The organism is Microbulbifer mixtoriginis (SeqCode) (genome assembly GCF_052468275.1).
On record NZ_CP174341.1, the window covers coordinates 1680723 to 1700361 of the forward strand.

At 53.2% G+C, this 19639-nt stretch carries 19 protein-coding genes; 17 read left to right on the forward strand and 2 right to left on the reverse strand.

The window, feature by feature from the left end; genetic code table 11:
* The first annotated feature begins 4 nt into the window (after positions 1-4).
* From ACJJIC_RS07315 to ACJJIC_RS07325, 3 genes are all read left to right on the forward strand, one after another.
* Positions 5-631, forward strand: a complete 627-nt coding sequence (locus ACJJIC_RS07315) for a flavin prenyltransferase UbiX (protein ID WP_435583650.1) — start codon at positions 5-7, stop codon at positions 629-631.
* A 21-nt stretch (positions 632-652) separates the two neighbouring features.
* A complete protein-coding gene (locus ACJJIC_RS07320) occupies positions 653-928 on the forward strand; it encodes an Rdx family protein (RefSeq protein ID WP_286036977.1) in 276 nt (91 codons plus the stop codon).
* A gap of 118 nt (positions 929-1046) precedes the next feature.
* Positions 1047-3623: an efflux RND transporter permease subunit gene (locus ACJJIC_RS07325; RefSeq protein WP_252083128.1), complete on the forward strand. Its 2577-nt coding sequence runs from the start codon at positions 1047-1049 to the stop codon at positions 3621-3623.
* Positions 3624-3700: 77 nt separating this feature from the next.
* Here the strand turns inward: ACJJIC_RS07325 and ACJJIC_RS07330 are convergent, their stop codons facing one another.
* Positions 3701-4003, reverse strand: a complete 303-nt coding sequence (locus ACJJIC_RS07330; protein WP_286037026.1) for a peptidylprolyl isomerase — start codon at positions 4001-4003, stop codon at positions 3701-3703.
* 33 nt (positions 4004-4036) lie between these two features.
* On the opposite strand from ACJJIC_RS07330, the gene ACJJIC_RS07335 reads away from it, so the two are divergent.
* The 14 genes from ACJJIC_RS07335 to ACJJIC_RS07400 all read left to right on the forward strand — a co-directional run bounded on the left by ACJJIC_RS07335 (position 4037) and on the right by ACJJIC_RS07400 (position 19094).
* Entirely contained in the window at positions 4037-4753 is a 717-nt protein-coding gene (locus tag ACJJIC_RS07335) for an LON peptidase substrate-binding domain-containing protein (protein ID WP_252083126.1), read from the forward strand.
* An 88-nt stretch (positions 4754-4841) separates the two neighbouring features.
* Positions 4842-6125: a glutamate-5-semialdehyde dehydrogenase gene (locus tag ACJJIC_RS07340; RefSeq protein WP_444883937.1), complete on the forward strand. Its 1284-nt coding sequence runs from the start codon at positions 4842-4844 to the stop codon at positions 6123-6125.
* On the forward strand, positions 6103-6846 hold the full coding sequence (nadD, locus tag ACJJIC_RS07345; RefSeq protein ID WP_444910366.1) for a nicotinate-nucleotide adenylyltransferase: 744 nt from the start codon (positions 6103-6105) through the stop codon (positions 6844-6846). Before ACJJIC_RS07340 ends, nadD begins: the two co-directional genes overlap by 23 nt.
* On the forward strand, positions 6846-7223 hold the full coding sequence (gene rsfS / locus ACJJIC_RS07350; RefSeq protein WP_252083125.1) for a ribosome silencing factor: 378 nt from the start codon (positions 6846-6848) through the stop codon (positions 7221-7223). Before nadD ends, rsfS begins: the two co-directional genes overlap by 1 nt.
* 4 nt (positions 7224-7227) lie before the next feature.
* Positions 7228-7704: a 23S rRNA (pseudouridine(1915)-N(3))-methyltransferase RlmH gene (gene rlmH, locus ACJJIC_RS07355; RefSeq protein WP_444883939.1), complete on the forward strand. Its 477-nt coding sequence runs from the start codon at positions 7228-7230 to the stop codon at positions 7702-7704.
* Positions 7705-7826: 122 nt separating this feature from the next.
* On the forward strand, positions 7827-9719 hold the full coding sequence (mrdA, locus tag ACJJIC_RS07360; RefSeq protein ID WP_252083123.1) for a penicillin-binding protein 2: 1893 nt from the start codon (positions 7827-7829) through the stop codon (positions 9717-9719).
* The gene (rodA, locus tag ACJJIC_RS07365; protein ID WP_252083122.1) at positions 9712-10857 is read left to right on the forward strand and encodes a rod shape-determining protein RodA; all 1146 of its coding nucleotides are present in this window, start codon (positions 9712-9714) and stop codon (positions 10855-10857) included. The genes mrdA and rodA overlap by 8 nt, the downstream gene beginning before the upstream one ends.
* 43 nt (positions 10858-10900) lie before the next feature.
* Positions 10901-11911: a lytic murein transglycosylase B gene (gene mltB, locus ACJJIC_RS07370; protein ID WP_444910365.1), complete on the forward strand. Its 1011-nt coding sequence runs from the start codon at positions 10901-10903 to the stop codon at positions 11909-11911.
* A 148-nt stretch (positions 11912-12059) separates the two neighbouring features.
* Positions 12060-12926: a septal ring lytic transglycosylase RlpA family protein gene (locus tag ACJJIC_RS07375; protein WP_444889549.1), complete on the forward strand. Its 867-nt coding sequence runs from the start codon at positions 12060-12062 to the stop codon at positions 12924-12926.
* A 362-nt stretch (positions 12927-13288) separates the two neighbouring features.
* The gene (locus ACJJIC_RS07380; RefSeq protein ID WP_252083120.1) at positions 13289-14434 is read left to right on the forward strand and encodes a D-alanyl-D-alanine carboxypeptidase family protein; all 1146 of its coding nucleotides are present in this window, start codon (positions 13289-13291) and stop codon (positions 14432-14434) included.
* Between the two features lie 176 nt (positions 14435-14610).
* Positions 14611-14892 carry an HP0495 family protein gene (locus ACJJIC_RS07385; protein WP_444910364.1) on the forward strand — a complete coding sequence of 94 codons (282 nt, stop codon included), beginning with the start codon at positions 14611-14613 and terminating at the stop codon, positions 14890-14892.
* Positions 14892-15593, forward strand: a complete 702-nt coding sequence (gene lipB, locus ACJJIC_RS07390; protein ID WP_444910363.1) for a lipoyl(octanoyl) transferase LipB — start codon at positions 14892-14894, stop codon at positions 15591-15593. The genes ACJJIC_RS07385 and lipB overlap by 1 nt, the downstream gene beginning before the upstream one ends.
* A complete protein-coding gene (lipA, locus tag ACJJIC_RS07395; protein ID WP_444910362.1) occupies positions 15586-16569 on the forward strand; it encodes a lipoyl synthase in 984 nt (327 codons plus the stop codon). The genes lipB and lipA overlap by 8 nt, the downstream gene beginning before the upstream one ends.
* Before the next feature lie 815 nt (positions 16570-17384).
* A complete protein-coding gene (locus tag ACJJIC_RS07400; protein ID WP_444910361.1) occupies positions 17385-19094 on the forward strand; it encodes an AMP-binding protein in 1710 nt (569 codons plus the stop codon).
* Between the two features lie 88 nt (positions 19095-19182).
* Here ACJJIC_RS07400 and ACJJIC_RS07405 read toward each other — a convergent pair whose 3' ends face one another.
* Positions 19183-19473, reverse strand: a complete 291-nt coding sequence (locus tag ACJJIC_RS07405) for a DUF1540 domain-containing protein (RefSeq protein ID WP_252083115.1) — start codon at positions 19471-19473, stop codon at positions 19183-19185.
* Between the last annotated feature and the right edge of the window lie 166 nt (positions 19474-19639).

Consider the following 19639-nt stretch of genomic DNA (forward strand, 5'->3'; position numbering starts at 1 on the left):
GGAAGTGATCTTGCAGCAAGCCACATTTAATAAAACCGTTACCCTGGCCATGACTGGGGCTTCCGGGGCCCAATACGGCCTGCGTTTGTTGCAGTGCCTGCTCGCTTCTGGCGTGCGCGTCTGGCTGTTGATGTCTGAGGCGGCCCAGGTAGTGATCAATACAGAGACCGACCTGCAACTGCCGGAGGGCGACGATGACACACTGCAGGCTTTTCTCGCCGATCGCTTCGGCGCGCAGGAGGGCCAGTTGAAATTGTTTGGCAAGCGCGACTGGTTTTCGCCGGTGGCATCCGGCACTGGAGCGTCGGCCAGCATGGTGATCTGCCCGGCCAGCGGTGGCACTTTGTCGGCCGTTGCCTGTGGAGCTTCCAATAATCTGATTGAGCGCGCTGCGGATGTGGCGTTGAAGGAGCGCCGCCAGTTGATTTTGGTTCCGCGCGAGGCGCCTTACTCGGAGATTCACCTGGAAAATATGCTCAAACTCACCCGCATGGGCGCGATGATTCTGCCGGCCAGCCCCGGTTTTTATCAGAAGCCGCGCACGGTCGAAGACATAGTCGATTTTGTGGTGGCGAGACTGCTCGATCAGTTGGGCGTGGAACAAAAGTTGTTGCCGGCTTGGGGTGAGTAGGTCACAGGGAGATAAAAAATAGTGAAAGCGAGCATAACCATCCACTACTGTGTGCAGTGCAATTGGATGTTGCGGGCTACCTGGATGGCCCAGGAGTTGCTTCACACTTTTGCGGATGACCTACAACAGGTTGCATTACAACCCGGAACTGGAGGAGTATTCGAAATCCGCATTGGTGAAAATTTGATCTGGGAGCGCAAGCGCGATGGCGGTTTTCCCGGAGCAAAGGAACTCAAGCGGCGCGTGCGGGACCTATTGTTTCCCGAGCGCGATCTGGGACATATCGATACTCCCTGAAAATATTTCCAATAGCGCCGTGTAAACGCAAATTTTGTATTTGCACCAGCACTGCCGGGGCGATCAAAATATGCGCCGTACTGCGGCCCACTGATTTATTGGATAGAAGCAAAAACCTATGCTGTCAGCTTTCAAGAACTCGTATGAATACCTGGTAACCAAGCGGCCACTGGCTGTGTTGGTAGTTATCGGCCTGCTCACCCTGCTGGCAGCGATGGGCTTGCCCCGCTTCAAGATCGATGCCTCGGCGGACTCCCTCACCCTGGAGGCCGATGAGTCCCTGGATTATTTTCGTGAGATCGCCGAGCGCTACGCTAGCGGGGACTTCCTGGTGGTCACCTATCGCTATAAGGATGGCGACCTGTTTAGCGATAAATCTCTACAAGCTCTGGCCAAGTTACGCGATGAGCTGGCCGGAGTAGATGGCGTTTCCAGTGTACAGACCATCCTCGATGTCCCTTTGCTGTACAGCCCCAAACTGTCTTTAACCGATATCACCGATGAGATTCGCACTCTGTCCCAGGCAGATACTGATCGAGACCTGGCCCGACAGGAGTTTCTCTCCAGCCCTATTTACCGCGAATTGATTCTGAGCCCGGATGGCCAGACCACCGCACTGCTCGCCAATCTGACGCTGGATAGCCACGGTATAGAATTGGTACGCGAGCGCGATGCCCTGCGCCGCAAGCGCAATAGTGAGGGCCTGAGCCCGGAAGAGGCTGCGCGCTTGGAAGAGGTGAGTGCCGTCTATTTGGAGCACCGCACTGCTCAGGAGTTGGAAGCGCGGGCGCGAGTTGATGAGGTGCGGGGGATTCTCGCCGGTTACAAAGGCGAGGCAGAGTTGTTCCTCGGCGGTGTGACCATGATCACTTCGGACATGATCACTTTTATCAAAAGTGATCTGGTAGTGTTTGGTGTGGGCATCCTCGTCTTCATTATTCTGACTCTGTTGCTGATCTTCCGTCAGCCCCGTTGGGTGCTGTTACCGCTGCTCACCTGTGTCACCACCGCAGTGACGATCCTGGGCCTGCTCAGCTGGCTCGACTGGCGCATGACTGTGATTTCCGCAAACTTTGTCGCGCTGCTGCTGATTATTACCCTGGCGATCACCATCCACCTGGCGGTGCGTTACCGCGAATATATTGCGCAAAACCCCGACTGGAGCCGTGAAACACTGGTGCTGCAGACTGTGCGGTTTATGGCCAAGCCCTGTCTGTACACGGCCCTGACCACTATCGTTGCGTTTGTATCGCTGGTGGTGAGTGGTATTCGCCCGGTTATCGACTTTGGTTGGATGATGACGATGGGGGTAACTCTAGCCCTGATGTTGTCCTTCCTGATTATCCCCAGTTTTCTGATGATCCTGCCCAAGCGCCAGGGCAAAGTGAGTGCGGATAATTCCCATGCATTTACCCTGCGTTTCTCTAGCTTTGCCGAGCGCCATAAGTTTGTGGTGTTGGGGGTGTCCCTGGCCGCTGCGGTGATCAGTGTGGCGGGAATGCTGCAGCTTAAAGTGGAAAACCGCTTTATCGATTACTTCGATGATTCCACCGAAATTTACCAGGGTATGCTGGTGATTGACCGCCGCCTGGGCGGCACTGTGACCCTGGATATTATCCTCGACAAGCCTGTGGAAGAGGAGCCTGCCTTCGAAGGTGAGGAAGATCCTTTTGCCATGGAAGTGGAGGAAGATCCGTTTGCGGTAGAGGAAGATCCCTTTGCCTCAGATGACCCTTTCGGCGGAGAAGAGGAGTCTCAGGAACAGAGTTATTGGTTCACCGTAGCTGGTCTCAATACCTTGGAACAGTTGCACGATTACCTGGAGGAACAGCCAGAGATCGGCAAGGTGCAGTCCCTCGCCACTCTGTACAAAGTGGCTCGTGACTTGAAAGGTGGCCAGCTCAATGACTTTGAGTTGGCGGTGGCCAATACCAGCCTGCCGCCGGAAATTCGCGGCGTATTGGTAGATCCCTATCTCTCGGTTGAGAACAATCAGGCCCGCATTACCCTGCGGGTGATGGAGACTGATCCGAATCTGCGCCGTGGCGAATTGATCGAGCGCATTTACGATTACGCGCATAATGAAATGGGTATAGCGCCGGAAAACATCCACCAGACAGGACTGCTGGTGCTCTACAACAATATGCTGCAGAGCTTGTTTAAGTCCCAAATCCTGACCCTGGGGGCGGTATTTGTGGGCATCCTGTTAATGTTCCTGGTGTTGTTCCGTTCTCTGTCGATTGCCATTATCGCGCTGGTACCGAATATGCTGGCGGCCTGTGTGGTACTCGGTGGTATGGGGCTCGCCGGTATTCCATTGGATATGATGACCATCACCATTGCGGCGATTACCGTGGGTATTGGGGTGGATCACGCGATTCACTATCTGTACCGCTTCCGCGCCGAGTTTGCCAAAGACGGCAATTACCTGGCTACCATGCATCGCAGCCATGCAACTATCGGTCGCGCCATGTTCTACACGGCGATCACCATTATTGCCGGCTTCTCGATCCTGGCGCTGTCCAAATTTGTGCCTTCTATTTACTTTGGCCTCTTGACCGCCTCGGCCATGTCCGCGGCACTGCTGGGCTCACTGACTTTGTTGCCATTGTTATTGGTGATATTCAAACCTCTGGGTGCCGGTTCTGTAGATAGAAGTGAGGTGGAAATTCCAGAGGGGGCAGCCAAGGCCTGAGGGAATATTTTTTAGAGTTAGCAATAAAAAGCCGGGCAATTGCCCGGCTTTTTATTAGCAGATTAATTCGCGGAGAATTAATCCTGGCGGCTGGTGATTTCCAGAAGGTGGTAACCAAACTGAGTTTTTACCGGGCCGTGTACCTTGTTCAGTTCCTCAGAGAAAACGACCTTGTCGAACTCCGGCACCATCATACCCTTGCTGAACTCACCCAGGTCACCGCCGGAACGGCCGGAAGGGCATTGGGAGAACTGCTCCGCGATTTTGCCGAAATCGGCGCCATTTTCGATCTGATCTTTCAGTTCCAGGCACTTGTCTTCGGTCTGTACCAGGATATGGCGGGCTGTTGCTTTAGGCATGAATAGTCTCCATTCGTTAATAAACCGCAGCAGCTTAATGGCTGTGGGTCGTGCTTGCCACCGACAATTACCGGGATTCCGTGGAATATTGCACTCAAACAATTGGATTGGCGCTTAAAGGCCTCGCCAGAAATCTCGGTGATCCTGTTGGCAGTGGTATCTTTAGTACTTCAACCCACCCAACGAGAGAGCATTTTGCAACAGATCCCCCTTTTTCCCCTGAGCGTGCCCCTCTATCCAGGTGTTGCGCTACCTCTGCGTATCTTTGAACAGCGTTATCTGCATTTGGTTAGCGAATCTCTGAAAAATGAGAGCGGCTTTGGTGTTGTTTTGATTCGCTCTGGCGGCGAGGTGGGCAACGCCTCGGTTTGGCCCCTTGGGGTCTATGTGCATATTGTCGATTGGAGTCAGGGAGAGGAGGGCTTGCTGCATGTGCAGGTAGTCGGGCGGCGGCGCTTCCGCATCAGTCACACCGAGCGGGCTGAAGACGGCCTGTTGCTGGGGGATGTTGAGTGGTTGCCGGATAATGCCCCCCGGCCGATACCTGCAGATTGCGATGGCCTAATGGCAGTGCTGGAAGAGTTAAAGGAGCGTGCCAAGGATCTTTCACTCAAGTTCGATAATGTCGACTCCGCCGATGCCCTGTCCTGGCAACTGGCCCAGTTGTTACCCCTTGAGGATAAAGCGAGAGTGGATTTGCTGGCCCTGGAAGACCCCTTGGCCCGTCTCGCCAATATTGCTGAGAACCTGGATCGTTGGAGCAGGGAGTAACCCAGCAGTAGGAATCCATTTATGCCGTTTAAACCCCCGGCTGCTGGGTTATACTGCGCGGCCGACCGGATTTCGCACGGAGAGCCAAGTGACCACGACAGCCAGCACTGATCAGCAATCTACCCGCGACAAACTCGAACAGATGGGGCGAGCCGCTAGAGAAGCTTCTCGCACAATGGCGCGCGCAGATACTGAGGTCAAGAACCGTGCCCTTGCAGCAATTGCTGCCGAGTTGGAAGCCAATCGGATCGAACTGGCCAAGGCCAATGCGGCTGATATGCAGGCCGGACGCGAGCGCGGTCTGGATGCGGCACTGCTCGACCGATTGGAACTCAATGATGAGCGCATCGACGGTATGATCGAAGGGCTGATACAGGTGGCCGACCTACCGGACCCGGTGGGGGAAATTGAGGATTTGTGCTATCGCCCCAGTGGAATTCAGGTGGGTAAGATGCGTGTGCCCCTGGGAGTAGTGGGCATTATTTACGAGTCCCGTCCTAATGTGACTATCGATGCGGCCAGTCTCTGCCTGAAATCCGGTAATGCGACTATTTTACGTGGCGGTAGTGAGGCGTTGCAGTCCAACCGGGCTATCGCCGCCTGCATCAGTGCAGGGCTGCGCGAGGCCGGCTTGCCACAAACGGCTGTACAGGTAGTGGATACTAGCGACCGCGCTGCAGTGGGCGCCCTGATCACCATGCCCGATTATGTGGATGTCATAGTGCCACGTGGTGGCACCGGCTTGATCGAAAGGGTCAGCCGCGAAGCCAGTGTGCCGGTGATCAAACACCTGCACGGCGTTTGTCACGTCTATATCGATGACCTGGCTGACGAGCAGAAGGCCTTTGAGATCGCCTTGAATGCCAAGACCCACCGCTACGGCGTTTGTAACGCTATGGAAACGCTGTTGGTGGCCGAGGCAATTGCCGGGAAAATTCTGCCGCGCTTGGCTGAGGCCTATACGCTGAAAGGCGTAGAATTGCGCGGGTGTGAACGCAGCAGAGAGATATTGCCACAGATTAACGTAGCCAGTGACAGCGACTGGAGTGAGGAGTACCTTGCGCCCATTCTCGCTATCCGTGTCGTGGCGGATATGGATGGCGCAATGGATCATATTGCCCGCTATGGCTCTGGCCACACCGAGGCTATTGTGACTCAGGATTACAGTCGCAGTCGTCGCTTTCTTGCCGAGGTGGATGCCAGCTCGGTGATTATTAATGCCTCCACGCGCTTTGCCGACGGGTTTGAATACGGCCTGGGGGCGGAAATCGGTATCAGTACTGATAAAATCCACGCCCGTGGACCGGTGGGGCTCGAAGGGCTCACCTCGCAAAAGTGGATTGTGCTCGGTGACGGGCATATCCGCCGATAGTTTTTCGGGCCCGGCAGCCAGCAAAGAGGTAATTTTGGCAACTAAGCGGCAGACCATCGCCTTATTCGGCGGCACTTTCGACCCGGTGCACTTCGGCCATCTGCGCATGGCGCTAGAGCTGCGCCAGGCCCTGGGTTTCGATGAAATGCGTCTGTTACCCAGCCATCAGCCTCGCCATCGTCAGAGTCCAGGAGTTTCCTCACGCCAGCGTAGTGAAATGTTGGCGCTGGCATTGGCTGGTTGTGATGAATTGCAGCTGGATGAGCGGGAACTACAGCGCGGTGGCGACACTTATACGGTAGATACCCTCGAAGCGCTGCGTGAGGAATTGGGGCCACAAGTGTCCATCAGTTTCTGTATGGGTACTGACTCCTTGTTGACCTTGCATCGCTGGCATCGTTGGCAACGCCTGTTGGAGCTGGCTCACCTGGTCGTTGTGACCAGGCCCGGCTGGCACTTGCCGGAAGCGAGCGCAGCCACTGGCAATGCCGAGCTAGCGAAATTGCTGCAGCAGCATCGCGGCAACGTGGCCGATTTACATAAATATGCCTCAGGTCGCCTGGTTTTGCGCGCGCAAACCCTGCTGCCAATTTCCGCTACACAGATTCGCCAGTTGCTGGGCAGCGGCCAGTCTCCGCGTTTCTTACTGCCAGCAACGGTGTTGCAATATATTGAAGACCATCAACTCTACACAGAATCGGTTGCCACTGGTGACCAGTAATGAATCAAGGTGTTATGACAAATATTAAAGATATCGCGCTAAATGCTCTGGAAGATCTGAAAGGCAAAGACATTGTCGCTCTGGATGTTTCCGAATTCTCTGATGTGATGGACAACCTGGTGATCTGCACCGGTACCTCCAGCCGCCAGGTAAAATCGCTGGCGGAAAATGTGGTGGACGAACTCAAGAAAGAGGGGGTGCGCCCGATTGGTGTTGAGGGCAAAGAGCAGGGCGAGTGGGTACTGGTGGATTATGGGGATCTGGTAGTGCATGTAATGCTCGCGGATGTGCGCAATTTCTACGACTTGGAAAAACTCTGGTCTATGACTCCAAATACCCGCGATGAGGCGGATGGTAGCGATCCCCATCAGGGTTGATTAAGTGAAGATTCGCATCCTCGCCGCCGGAGGCAAAATGCCGGCATGGGTCCAGGAGGGTTATGCCGAATACGCCAAGCGTCTGCCCCGTGAAATTGCTCTGGAAATGGTGGAGATCCCCCTGGGGCAGCGGGGCCAGAAAAGCTCTGCGGCACTGATTGATAAAGCGCGCAAGAAAGAGGGCGAGGCCATGCTCGCTGCTCTCGGCCCGCGCGATCATGTGGTGGCGCTGGATGTTAAGGGCAAGCCTTGGAGTACAGAGCAATTGTCCGACCAGCTGCGCGACTGGCAGCTGCTGGGGGAAAATGTCAGCCTGTTGATTGGCGGCCCAGACGGGCTTTCGCAGGACTGCCTGAGCCGGGCGCGTCAGCGCTGGTCTCTGTCACCTTTGACCCTGCCGCACCCTCTGGTACGTGTGGTTTTGGCCGAGCAAATTTATCGCGCCTGGACCCTGCTTGCCGGCCACCCTTATCACAAATAAGACATTTGCGACCAAGTGCGGAGAGATTTGCCAACTGGAATTCTCTCTCCGTGCGTTCGCTGTGGTAATGTAGTCCGAATTAGTTTTTTCCCGCGCCAGTCATAATCGTTTAAAAAACGCCAATGCCCCACGATCATCACCTCAAGGACCCCCACACGGAGCAGCGACTGTTTCGCAACCGCATGTTGGTGGCCATTGTTGGTGTCATCGCGTTGCTAGGGGTTTTGATTGCGCGTTTTTATAATTTGCAGGTGGTAGATTACGATGACTACCGCACCCAATCCGATGATAACCGTATTCAGGTACGCCCCGTCGCTCCAACTCGCGGGCTGATTTACGATCGCAACGGTATATTGCTCGCGGATAACCGCGCCAGTTATAACCTTTCTATTGTGCGTGAACGGGTGAAAGACCTGGACGCAACCCTCGAACTGGTCGGCCATCTGGTCCGTCTGGGTGACGGCGATGTGGCCAAATTTCGCAAACGCTTGCGTCGCCGCCGTCCATTTGAACCGGTGCCTCTGAGGTTTCGTCTGAGTGAGGAGGAAATCGCACGGATTAGCGTGAACCAGTTTCGCATGCCCGGAGTTTCCGTGGAGGCTGAGTTGGTGCGCTACTACGCCCTGGGAGACCTGTTTGCCCACAGTGTTGGTTACGTGGGGCGTATCAGTGATCGCGACCTGAGTAATTTCACTAAAGAGGACGTGCGCCTCTATCGCGGTACCCGCAGTATCGGCAAGGTGGGACTGGAGCGCTCCTATGAGAAAACCCTGCTCGGCGAAGTAGGTTATGAAAATGTGGAGATCAATGCACGCGGGCGAGTATTGAGGGTGTTGGAGCGCCAGGACCCCAAGCCCGGTGCTGACCTTACCCTGCATCTGGATGCGCACCTGCAACAGGTGGCCTCGGATGCCCTGGGCGATCGCCGCGGTGCAGTTGTCGCCATCGATGTGAACACCGGCGGGGTGCTGGCCTTCGTCAGCAAGCCCTCCTTCGACCCCAACCTGTTTGTAACCGGAATCAGCTTTGCTGATTATCGCGCCCTGAGTGATTCCCTCGATGTGCCGCTGTTTAACCGTGCGGTACAGGGCCAATACCCGCCTGGTTCGACCCTGAAGCCGCTGATGGGGTTAGGCGGGCTCGAGGCCGGACTGATCACCCGTGAAACCAAAATTAAGGATCCGGGATTCTATAAGCTGCCAAATGATCCACGTCTATACCGCGACCATGTGCGCTGGGGCCATGGAGAAAAGGTGGATCTGATTCAGGCTATGGCGCAGAGCTGCGACGTCTATTTCTGGGATATGGCTCACCGCTGGGATATTGATGGCATGCACGATATGGCCGCTCACTTCGGCCTGGGTTCCAAGACCGGCATCGATCTGCCGATGGAACGCTCCGGCCTCTTCCCCTCGCGGGATTGGAAGCGCGGTGCGCGGGGTATGCCCTGGTTCCCTGGCGATAGTCTGAACGCCGTGCTGGGGCAAGGGTTCGTCCTGGCGACGCCCCTACAGCTGGCGGTGATGACCGCTACCATTGCCAATCGCGGTACCCACTATCGCCCGCAAATGGTGAAAACCATCAACGGGGTCGAACAGCCGGCGGAAATTCTGCATAACCTGGAGGCGCACCCTGATAATTGGGACCTGGTGTTCGAGGGCATGGAGGCGGTGGTCAATCGCAGCTATGGCACGGGCAAACGCGCGGGTAAAGACCTGAACTTCCGTGTCGCTGGAAAATCCGGCACCGCCCAGGTGGTAGGTATAGCCCAGGGCGCCCGTTACGACTCAGAGGCTCTGCAGGAGCGCCACCGCGATCACGCCCTGTTTGTCGCCTTTGCTCCTGTGGATAAACCGCGTATTGCTGTAGCGGTCTTGGTCGAGAATGGTGAAGCCGGTGGCGGCGTGGCGGCGCCGGTGGCGCGGGAATTATTTGCCGAGTGGGTGCCACGACCAGACACCCAAGAGAATACGGCGCAGAAAACCAGATTGAGCAAAGGGGTGGATAATGGCTAGCCGCGATTTTTCTCACCGGCTGTCCGATGCTCACGGCAGTCTCCGAAAGCCGGTGAGTCTGGCGAGACGCCTACACATTGATGTGCCACTGCTGGTGCTTTTATTGGTGCTTGCCTCTGTGGGGCTGGGGGTGCTCTACAGTGCTTCTGGCGGCGATATGAACTACGTGCGGCGCCAGTCTATATTTATGTGCCTGGCGTTCACCGGCATGTTTATTGTCGCGCAGATTCCGTTGGATTTTTATCGGCGCTGGTCTCCCTGGGCCTATCTGGGCGGCTGCGCTCTGCTGGTGGGGGTGTTGCTCTTTGGCACCGGTGCCAAGGGCGCCCAACGTTGGCTGGAGATTGCCGGCTTCCGCTTTCAGCCTTCGGAGGTGATGAAGTTGGGAGTGCCGATGATGGTGGCGGCTTTCCTGCACCAGCGCGCCCAGCCCCCGTCCCTTGTGACTGTCATTGGGGCTCTGGCCATCGTGGCGGTTCCAGCTGCTTTAATTGTGCGCCAGCCAGATTTAGGGACCTCTATCCTGATCGCCGCTTCCGGCCTGTTCGCGCTGTATTTGGCCGGGTTGAGCTGGAAGATGATCGGAGCGGCGGCCATGGGCTTGGTGGTTTCCGCTTGGCCAATCTGGCAGTGGGGGCTCAGGGACTACCAGCGCCAGCGTATCCTGACACTTCTGAATCCTCACGATGATCGCTTTGGTGCTGGCTGGAACATTTTCAATTCCAAAGCCGCCATAGGTTCCGGGGGGGTGTATGGCAAAGGCTATTTGCAGGGCACCCAGTCGCAGCTGGACTTTCTGCCGGAGAGCCATACCGACTTTATTATCGCGGTGTTGGCTGAGGAGTGGGGGATGCGCGGTGTCCTGTTACTGCTTTTACTCTATGTGCTGGTGATTGCTCGCGGCATCTATATTAGCTTTATGGCGCAACATCTATTTGGGCGCCTGCTGGCGGGGAGTATTACCCTCACTTTTTTTGTCTATGTGTTTGTAAACATTGGTATGGTTACGGGATTGTTGCCAGTGGTAGGGGTACCCTTGCCAATAATCAGTTACGGTGGAACCTCACTGATTACCTTAATGGCGGGATTCGGTATTCTCATGGCCGTAGGGACCGAGCGGCGCAGGGTACATTTTTGATGAACCAGCGGCGCAAATCAAAAACTGGATGTAGAGACGCGAGATGAAGACAGGAGCGGTGGTTTTGAAGTGGACCTCGGGACTATTGGTTGGTATGGGGCTAGCGCTGGCAGCTTGTGCGCAGGAGCCCGGCCACGGCGATAATGCCGACGCGCAAAAGTTCGTGGAATATATGGTGCAAGAGCATCAATTTGACCGCAACGAAATGCAGGAACTGATGCGCAATGCTAAGCGCAAGGACTCTATCCTCAAGGCGATCAAGCGCCCCGCAGAAAAAGCCAAGCCCTGGTATCAATACAAAAAGCTATTTTTAACTCCGCAAAGCATTGCCGGCGGTGTGGATTTTTGGGATAAGAATGCTGAGGCCCTGGCAGAAGCTGAGAAAAAGTATGGTGTCCCAGCTGAGGTTATTGTCGCGATCATCGGTGTTGAAACCCGCTACGGTGGCAATATGGGAGGCTACCGGGTACTGGATGCACTCTCCACCCTAGCCTTCAATTACCCGCGCCGCTCTGAGTTCTTTACCAAGGAGTTGGAAAACTACCTGCTTTTAACCCGTGATCAAGGTATGGACCCTCTCGCGCTGAAGGGCTCCTATGCCGGTGCCATGGGTTACGGCCAGTTTATGCCTTCAAGCTACCGCGCCTATGCGGTGGATTTCAGTGAAGATGGCAAGGTGGACATCTGGACCAATACAACCGATGCGATCGGCAGTGTGGCTAACTATCTGGCCAGGCACGGCTGGAAGCCCGGTGAGCCAACGACTGTATTAGCCAACCCGCGCCCCAATGCAGATATGACCATCGTCAACGATACCCTACAGCCCGAGTGGACAGTGGGTGAGCTGGCGGAAAAAGGTTTTAATGCTACCAGCCAAGTGGCACCTGAAATGCCCGCGATTGTTTTCTCTCTGCAGACTGAGCAGGGCAAGCAGTACTGGTTAGGCCTGAATAACTTCTCCACTATTACGGCTTACAACCGCAGCCGCCTCTACGCCATGGCAGTGAATGAACTTGCCCAGGAGATTGTTAAAGCGCGCGGCGGAAAGAGCTGAGTTGGAGATAAATAATTCCTGAGAATAATTGCCAAAGCCGGGAACTAATGGTGATGGTGGTAATCAATAATTTTCTGTTTTACTGAGCAGTTATAGATAACAGCGGCTTGGAGATGGCAGCCTGGGGTTGCCGCGCGCCGGGGGGATTATGTTTCAGCGCAATATACGGCGAGTGTTCCTACTCGCCGCTTTGTTTTTGGTCGCTTGTGGCGGCCCGCAAATTAAGCCGAATAAGCAGGGCGAGCAGGACTTCGATAGCCTTAAGGATAGCGGCCCAGCCAAACCGGTAAATATGCTCGCTACGCCGGAGCCCACACCCGTGCGGGAACCAATCGGACCGGCGGGCAATAAAAGCCCTTATAAAGTCAAAGGTGTAACCTATCACGTACGCCCTGCGGTTAAGGGCTACAAAGAGCAGGGTAAGGCCTCCTGGTATGGCACCAAATTTCATGGGCGACGCACTGCCAATGGCGAAATTTATAATATGTATGCCATGTCCGCCGCGCACAAAACCCTACCGCTACCCAGTTATGCCAAGGTAACCAACCTGGATAATGGGCGCAGTATTATTGTGCGCATTAACGACCGCGGCCCCTTTGTTCACGGCAGAATTATCGACCTGAGTTATACAGCAGCGCAAAAGTTGGACTATGTGAATCAGGGTGTTGCCCGTGTTGAGGTAGAAGCGCTGGACCCAAATACCCTGCCACCGGTGACGGAAACCCTATTGGCTGGCGATGTAACTGGCGGCCTGCCCCAGGATGCCAGTATCCGCCTGCCGGAAAATACCTTCCTGCAAGTGGGAGCCTATAGCAGCCCAGCCCAGGCCGAGAAAATTCGGGCTCGCTTGGCTGCAGCAATTGACTATCCTGTTTCTGTCAGTCCGGTTGAGCGCAGTGGCAAGCAATTTTATCGGGTGCGCATAGGCCCAATCTCCCAACAGCGGGCCCTGGCCAATGCACGGGAAACTGTGCAGAAGAATCAGCTGGGAGAGCCCCAGGTTGTGTATGAGTAAAACCCATCGGTAAAAGTGCGGCCCAAACGGTGAATACTCCAGTTTGTGGAGAAAGGTCACGGTTACCGGAGAACCGTAAAATCCTGACGATATTCTTTTCTCGAAATTGCTGAAAAACCCGTCATCAGCTGTGCCGGCAGCATAGGGGGGATAGCTAGTCGTCAGTGATCACCAATGGAATTGACGGTCATAGGAACGACCGTTCACAAAATACTGCGCAATGGCGTGAATTTTCTTGTATTTTGTCTTTATTACTGGCTCACGGCATAAGGTGATAAGCCTTCGCTGTGAAATAATTGCTTAAAATAAGTAATAGGTTAACAGCCAGCCAACGAACACGAGGATTAACGAGACTCTCACCTATGATCACACGGATTATCGCCTGCTCTTTTCTGTTGCTTTGTGCGGGCCTAGCCCAGGCGCAATCACTTATTCCAGCGCCGCCCCAGCTGGCGGCTACCTCCTACTTGCTTGTGGATGCCAATACCGGTCAGGTATTGGTGGAACACGAGGCTGATAAGGAGGTTCCTCCTGCCAGCCTTACAAAAATGATGACGGCCTACATTGTCTCGGAAGAGATGATCAAAGGCAGCATTAAAGAAGATGACAAGGTACGTATCTCTGAGAAAGCCTGGCGCAAGGGCGGCTCTAAGATGTTCGTTAAGGTTGGCGACCAGGTACCGATTATGGACCTGATGCGCGGCGTTATTATCCAGTCTGGTAATGATGCCAGTATCGCCCTGGCTGAGCATGTTTCAGGTAGTGAGGAGGTATTTGCTGAAGTGATGAACCAGCAAGCCGAACTGCTGGGGATGGAGAACACCAATTTTGTCAATGCTACTGGCTGGCCGGCTGAGGGGCATGTGACCACTGCCCGGGATTTGGGGGTTCTCGCACGTGCTCTGATTGCCAACCACCCGGAGCACTACGACATCTACTCCGAGAAGTATTTCAGTTATTCCGGTATCAACCAGCCCAACCGCAATCGCCTATTGTGGCGTGATTCCGCAGTAGACGGCATTAAAACAGGCCATACCGAAGAGGCTGGCTACTGTTTGGTGGCTTCTGCCATGAAGCGCGGTATGCGCCTGATAGCCATCGTGGTAGGCACCGATAGCGATGAAAAACGCGCTTCAGAGACCCAGAAGCTACTGGCTTATGGTTTCCGCTACTACCAGACCCACAAAGTATATGGGCAGGGCGAAGTACTGCAGACCGAGCGTGTCTGGGGTGGTAAAGAACCCAGTGTTGGCATAGCGGTTGAGAAGGATATTTTTGTAACTATCCCACGCGGTGGCGAAGAGGGTATCAAGGCCGACCTGATTGTGGATGGAGAGTTGGAAGCTCCCGTCGAGAAGGGTCAGTCTGTTGGTAAAGTTGTTGTGACTCTCGATGGCGAAACTGTCGCGGATGTTAAAGCGGTCGCCGCAGAAGAGGTAGACCGAGCCGGTTTCTTCAAGCGCATGTGGGATTCTATCAAGCGCTTTGTTATGGGCTTCTTCAATTAAATTTGCTCAGTTTTGACCAGCCAGGGGTGGCAATTTTGCTTCCCTGGCCGGCTCGCCCGGTTCCCTGACCAGTTCCTCTGTCATTCCCTGTCCACTGCCCTGCGCTCACTGTATAATCGCCGCCCGGCTGCACCTAAGCTTTTCTTAATGTCCTAAGGCCGGTCCCGGAGAGTGGTATGAGTCAAGATCCCAATCAGAAACCCCCGAAGATTGAATTCCCTTGCGAAGACTATATGGTCAAAGTGGTACGCGATGCCAATAAGGACGCGCATCAGTTCGTTCTGGAAGTTATGCGTCGCCATGCCCCCGGTTTGGATGAGGAGCGTATTACTCTGCGGGATAGTAGCAGTGGGAAGTTTACTTCCATGACCTTCTTTATCCTCGCTACAGGTGAGGACCAGCTCAAGGCCCTCTTTGAGGAGTTGAAAGTACATCCTGCGGTTCATATGGTGCTTTGATGACCATTGTCCGCAACCTAGCCCGGCGGGACTACGAGATCGTCTGGCGTGCCATGTCCCGATATACCGATCTTCGTGATGAAAGTAGCGCAGATGAAATTTGGTGTGTGGAGCATCAACCGGTATTTACCCAGGGGCAGGCCGGCAAGGCAGAGCATCTGTTGAATACCGGTGATATCCCAGTGGTGCAGGTGGACCGTGGTGGCCAGGTGACCTATCACGGCCCCGGCCAGCTTGTGGTTTATCCATTACTGGATTTACGTCGTGCCCAAATCGGCGTACGCGATCTGGTGACGGCCTTGGAAAAGGCTACGGTAGCAATGCTGGCAACCTTGGGTATTGCAGCTGCGCCCCGTGCTGATGCACCTGGGGTCTATCTGACGGAAGGGCCTCGCAGTGGCAATAAAATTGCTTCCATAGGCCTGCGTGTGCGCCGCGGCTGCAGCTTCCACGGTATTGCCATCAATATCGATATGGATTTGGCCCCTTTCCTCCGAATTAACCCCTGTGGATATGCCGGCATGCAAATGGTGCAGATGGCCGAGTTATTGCCACAGGTACCCTCCTGGGAACAGGTGGCGGAAATTTTTGTGTGCGAATTACTGCGTACCTTGGAGCTGCCCCCGGCAAAGTGGCAGCCACTTGAAGAACATGTATTGGCGCAACTGAGCGCGGAACAGCAGGAATTGAGTAATGGCTGATAAACCCGATCTGGTGCCGGTAAAGCGCACCCGCCGCCTTCAACAGGGGGAGAAACTGCGTGATGGTGACAAAGTAGAGCGTATCCCAGTCAAGGTTATTGCCAGTGATACTGTGCTGCGCAAACCCGACTGGATCCGGGTGAAAGTGCCAGCCTCAAAAGAAGTGGATCGCATCAAGAGTATCTTGCGCTCGCAAAAACTCTCCACCGTATGTGAAGAAGCCAGCTGTCCGAACCTGGGTGAGTGCTTTAGTGGCGGTACTGCCACTTTCATGATCATGGGGGAAATCTGTACCCGCCGCTGCCCCTTCTGCGATGTTGGCCACGGTAAGCCCAACCCTCTTGACCCGGAAGAGCCCAAGAATCTGGCGGAGGCCATTGCCGCTATGAGTCTGCGTTATGTGGTTATTACCTCGGTGGATAGGGATGACCTGCGCGATGGGGGTGCTCAGCATTTTGCCGAGTGTATCCGCGAAGCTCGTGAGCTCTCTCCGAACCTGCAAGTGGAAATCCTCACCCCCGACTTCCGCGGGCGCATGGATATTGCACTGGATATCCTTGAAAAGCAGGCACCGGATGTATTCAACCATAACCTGGAAACCGTACCGCGCCTTTATCGAGAGTCCCGCCCAGGTGCCAATTACCAGTGGTCTCTAAAGCTGCTGCAAGAGTACAAAAAGCGTCGCCCGGATGTACTCACCAAGTCTGGTTTGATGGTGGGCCTGGGTGAGGAAAAGGAAGAAATTTTCCAGGTAATGGACGATATGCGCGAGCATGATATCGATATGCTCACAATCGGTCAGTACCTGCAGCCGAGTAAAGAGCACCTGCCCGTGCAGCGCTATGTACACCCGGATGAGTTTGAGGAATATCGTCGTTATGCAGAGCAAATCGGTTTTAAGCATGCCGCTTGTGGTCCGCTGGTGCGTTCTTCATACCATGCAGATAAGCAGGCTCATGGTGAGACAGTAAGCTAAAAATAAGGAAATAAAAGAGGGGAGAGTTGGATGAGCTTTCCTCTTTTTTAAGATACTTTAATTGTAACTTTTATCTTCCTCATCCTTTATCCTCTCAACTCTGTTGCGCATAAAGTTCTTCGCAGCAGTGAGTTATTCAAAATAACTTTTAATTTAGTAAATGTTTTTCACTGGTTGAGTGTTTCTAGCGAAGCTTTAGTCAGAGTGAGCGATGGTTTGCTGATTCGATTAAAATTCCTGTTTTTATCTTTTAAAAAACGATACTGTTTAGCTCTTTTCATTTCTGGGAACACACATTTGCTTTGACAGTTTAGGCTGGAGAGTAATTAGATTTTTTAAAGTGTGAAAGTATAAGAATATAAGTATTCACAATTATTACTACCGTGATTATAGTTGGTACTGGCTAGTCATCTCTTGCGCCGTAAGCTTTTCTAAGTTTTTTCATTAACTCAAGCTTTTGCCTTTCCACAAAAAGTGCACCAGATACTGTCTTATTGCAATCTCATTGCAACGGACTGGGTAGTCTACACTCTTACTGAAATGGTACATCTATTCCTAGTGCTTAGTAATTGCACTAAGCGAGCATATTCAGTAACTTTAAGTTAAATAATAACGATAAGCTGACGTTGACCTATATATTTGTGACTGCACCTCTTAGAAAGCTGCTAGTCCGAGTGCACTAAAATGGTGATTTAGGTGCGCGGTCAATTGAATTGGCGATCTGGAATTTAAGTCGCTGCTAGTACCCAAGTGCAGGGTCTTACAGTGCTATCCAATATCAAACCATAATAAACACAATAATGAGAGAGAAAGCGATGACTCCAGAAGAGCGATACGAGAAGGTGAAGGGCCTGCAGCCATTGGAGCTTCTCTACAAGAGAGAGGCGGAAGAACCGGAAACGGTATTTCTTCGTCAGATGCAGCGCCGCGAGTGGCAGGATTACACCTGGCGTGAGGTAATGGATCGGGCCAGACGTATCGCGGGCTACCTGCGCAGCCGATTCGAACCAGGCGATCGAATTGCAATTCATGGTAAAAACTGTGCTGACTGGATCATTGTTGATGTAGGTATCATGCTTGCTGGTATGGTTAGTGTGCCTCTGTATCCTGGGCAATCTGCATCCTCTATGTCTTATGTTTTGCAGCACTCCGAGTCGAAATTGCTTTTTTGTGGAGCTACAGATAACAATGCCGCTCTTCAGGAAGTGGCGGACACTCTACCTTCGGTAGCGATTCAGCGCTGTGAAATACACTGCGATGAAGAGTTGGGAGCTGTTATCGCCTCTAATGAACGCTATGAGGAAAGTCCCGTTTTTAATGAGGATGACCTCTTCACCATTATGTACACCTCTGGCACTACCGGTAATCCCAAAGGCGTGATGCATACATGGTCGTCGGTAGTCTTTGTAGTACCCAATATGATTCGTGGTTATGGCTTTAATGAGAGCGACCGCGTGCTTTCCTATCTGCCTTTGGCCCATGCCGCAGAGCGAATCTTGGTGGAATTCCACTGTCTCTATTCAGGTACGCCGGTACATTTTCCGGAGTCCCTGGATACTTTCCTCGAAGACTTACAGCGCACCAAGCCAACTATGTTCTTCTCGGTTCCCAGATTGTGGACCAAGTTTAAGGAGGGAATTGACGAGAAGATTCCGCCTGCGTTGCAAAATGTACTGCTCAGAATTCCGGGCCTGAATAGTTGGTTAAAAAATAAGGTGCGTGCCGGGCTTGGACTGGATCAGGCACGAATGCTGGTAAGCGGTGCCTCACCAATTTCCATCGAGCTATTGCGCTGGTATGAGCGTATGGGGATGCAGATAGCTGATGGCTATGGGATGACGGAAAACTTTATCTATGGCTGTTTTGTGATGCCTGGTGAGGACCCAGTGCCTGGTACGGTGGGTAAACCTTACCACGGTTGCGAGGTGAAAATTTCTGATGAGGGTGAAATCCTTTTCAAGAGCGGCTCTCTGATGAAGGGGTATTACTTGGAGCCAGAGAAAACTGCAGAAGCCATTCGAGATGGTTATTACCATACCGGGGATTCTGGTTTTATCGATGAGAGGGGCTTGCTGCATATTACAGGTAGGATCTCTGAAACTTTTAAAACGAGTAAAGGAAAATTTATTCAGCCCAGCTTACTGGAGGGACACTTCGGTAATGAGACCCTTTTGGCACAACTTTGTGTGTTGGGGCATGGTATGGATCAACCTGTGATGTTGGCGACCCTATCGGAATCTGCGGAAAAGCTTCCTCGTGCTGAGGTCAATGAACAGTTGCGGCGTATACTGGAATCAGTTAATGAGCGTTTACCGCACCATGAACGTATCCGGGCAATTTTTATCTGTAAGGAGGAGTGGACTCCGTTAAATGAATTTCTGACTCCCACTCTAAAAATTAAACGCAAAGTGCTGGAATCCCATTATCAACCTCTCTTTAAGCAGCATGCGACTACTCAAGGGGTAGTTTGGGAGCCCCGGGATATCAAAGAGAAGTCTCAACCGGATTTACAAGCTGTAGATTAAGATCGTGTAGTGCCTTAAAAGAAAAAGCCCGATAGCGGATAGCTTTCGGGCTTTTTTATTGGGGAGGAACTTGCCAGCTGATCCAGGCTCAGTGGGTATAGCTTAGGCAATTTGTTGAGTTGCCATTGCGCCCAACCTCTATACGGTCCGCTGAACATTCGAAGTCATCGTTAAATTTACAGTCTTCCATTTTACAAGCGCCAACACCCGCGGTGCGGGAGCTGCGGGTGTGCCTGGAATTAGTGAAGAAAGTGTCGCAATCTGGGTCCGCGCCTTCACCTATAGTTATCGCCCTGGCGTGGCAGGCATCATTAGCATTATAGGCACACTGAGTTGCGGCACATTTGCTCACTTCAGGCATATCTGTCGCGATTATCATGGCTTTCTTCTCCTAGATTAATAAGTTGGAGACTAGCTTAGCGCCGTGGCATGTCAATAAAGAAACCATGATTTTTGTAAGGCATTAAAGCTTTATCATATTTGTCTTGAATTGATAGTGTAATTACTCAATGGAAATGATTTAAATAGATGATTATGATTCAAAA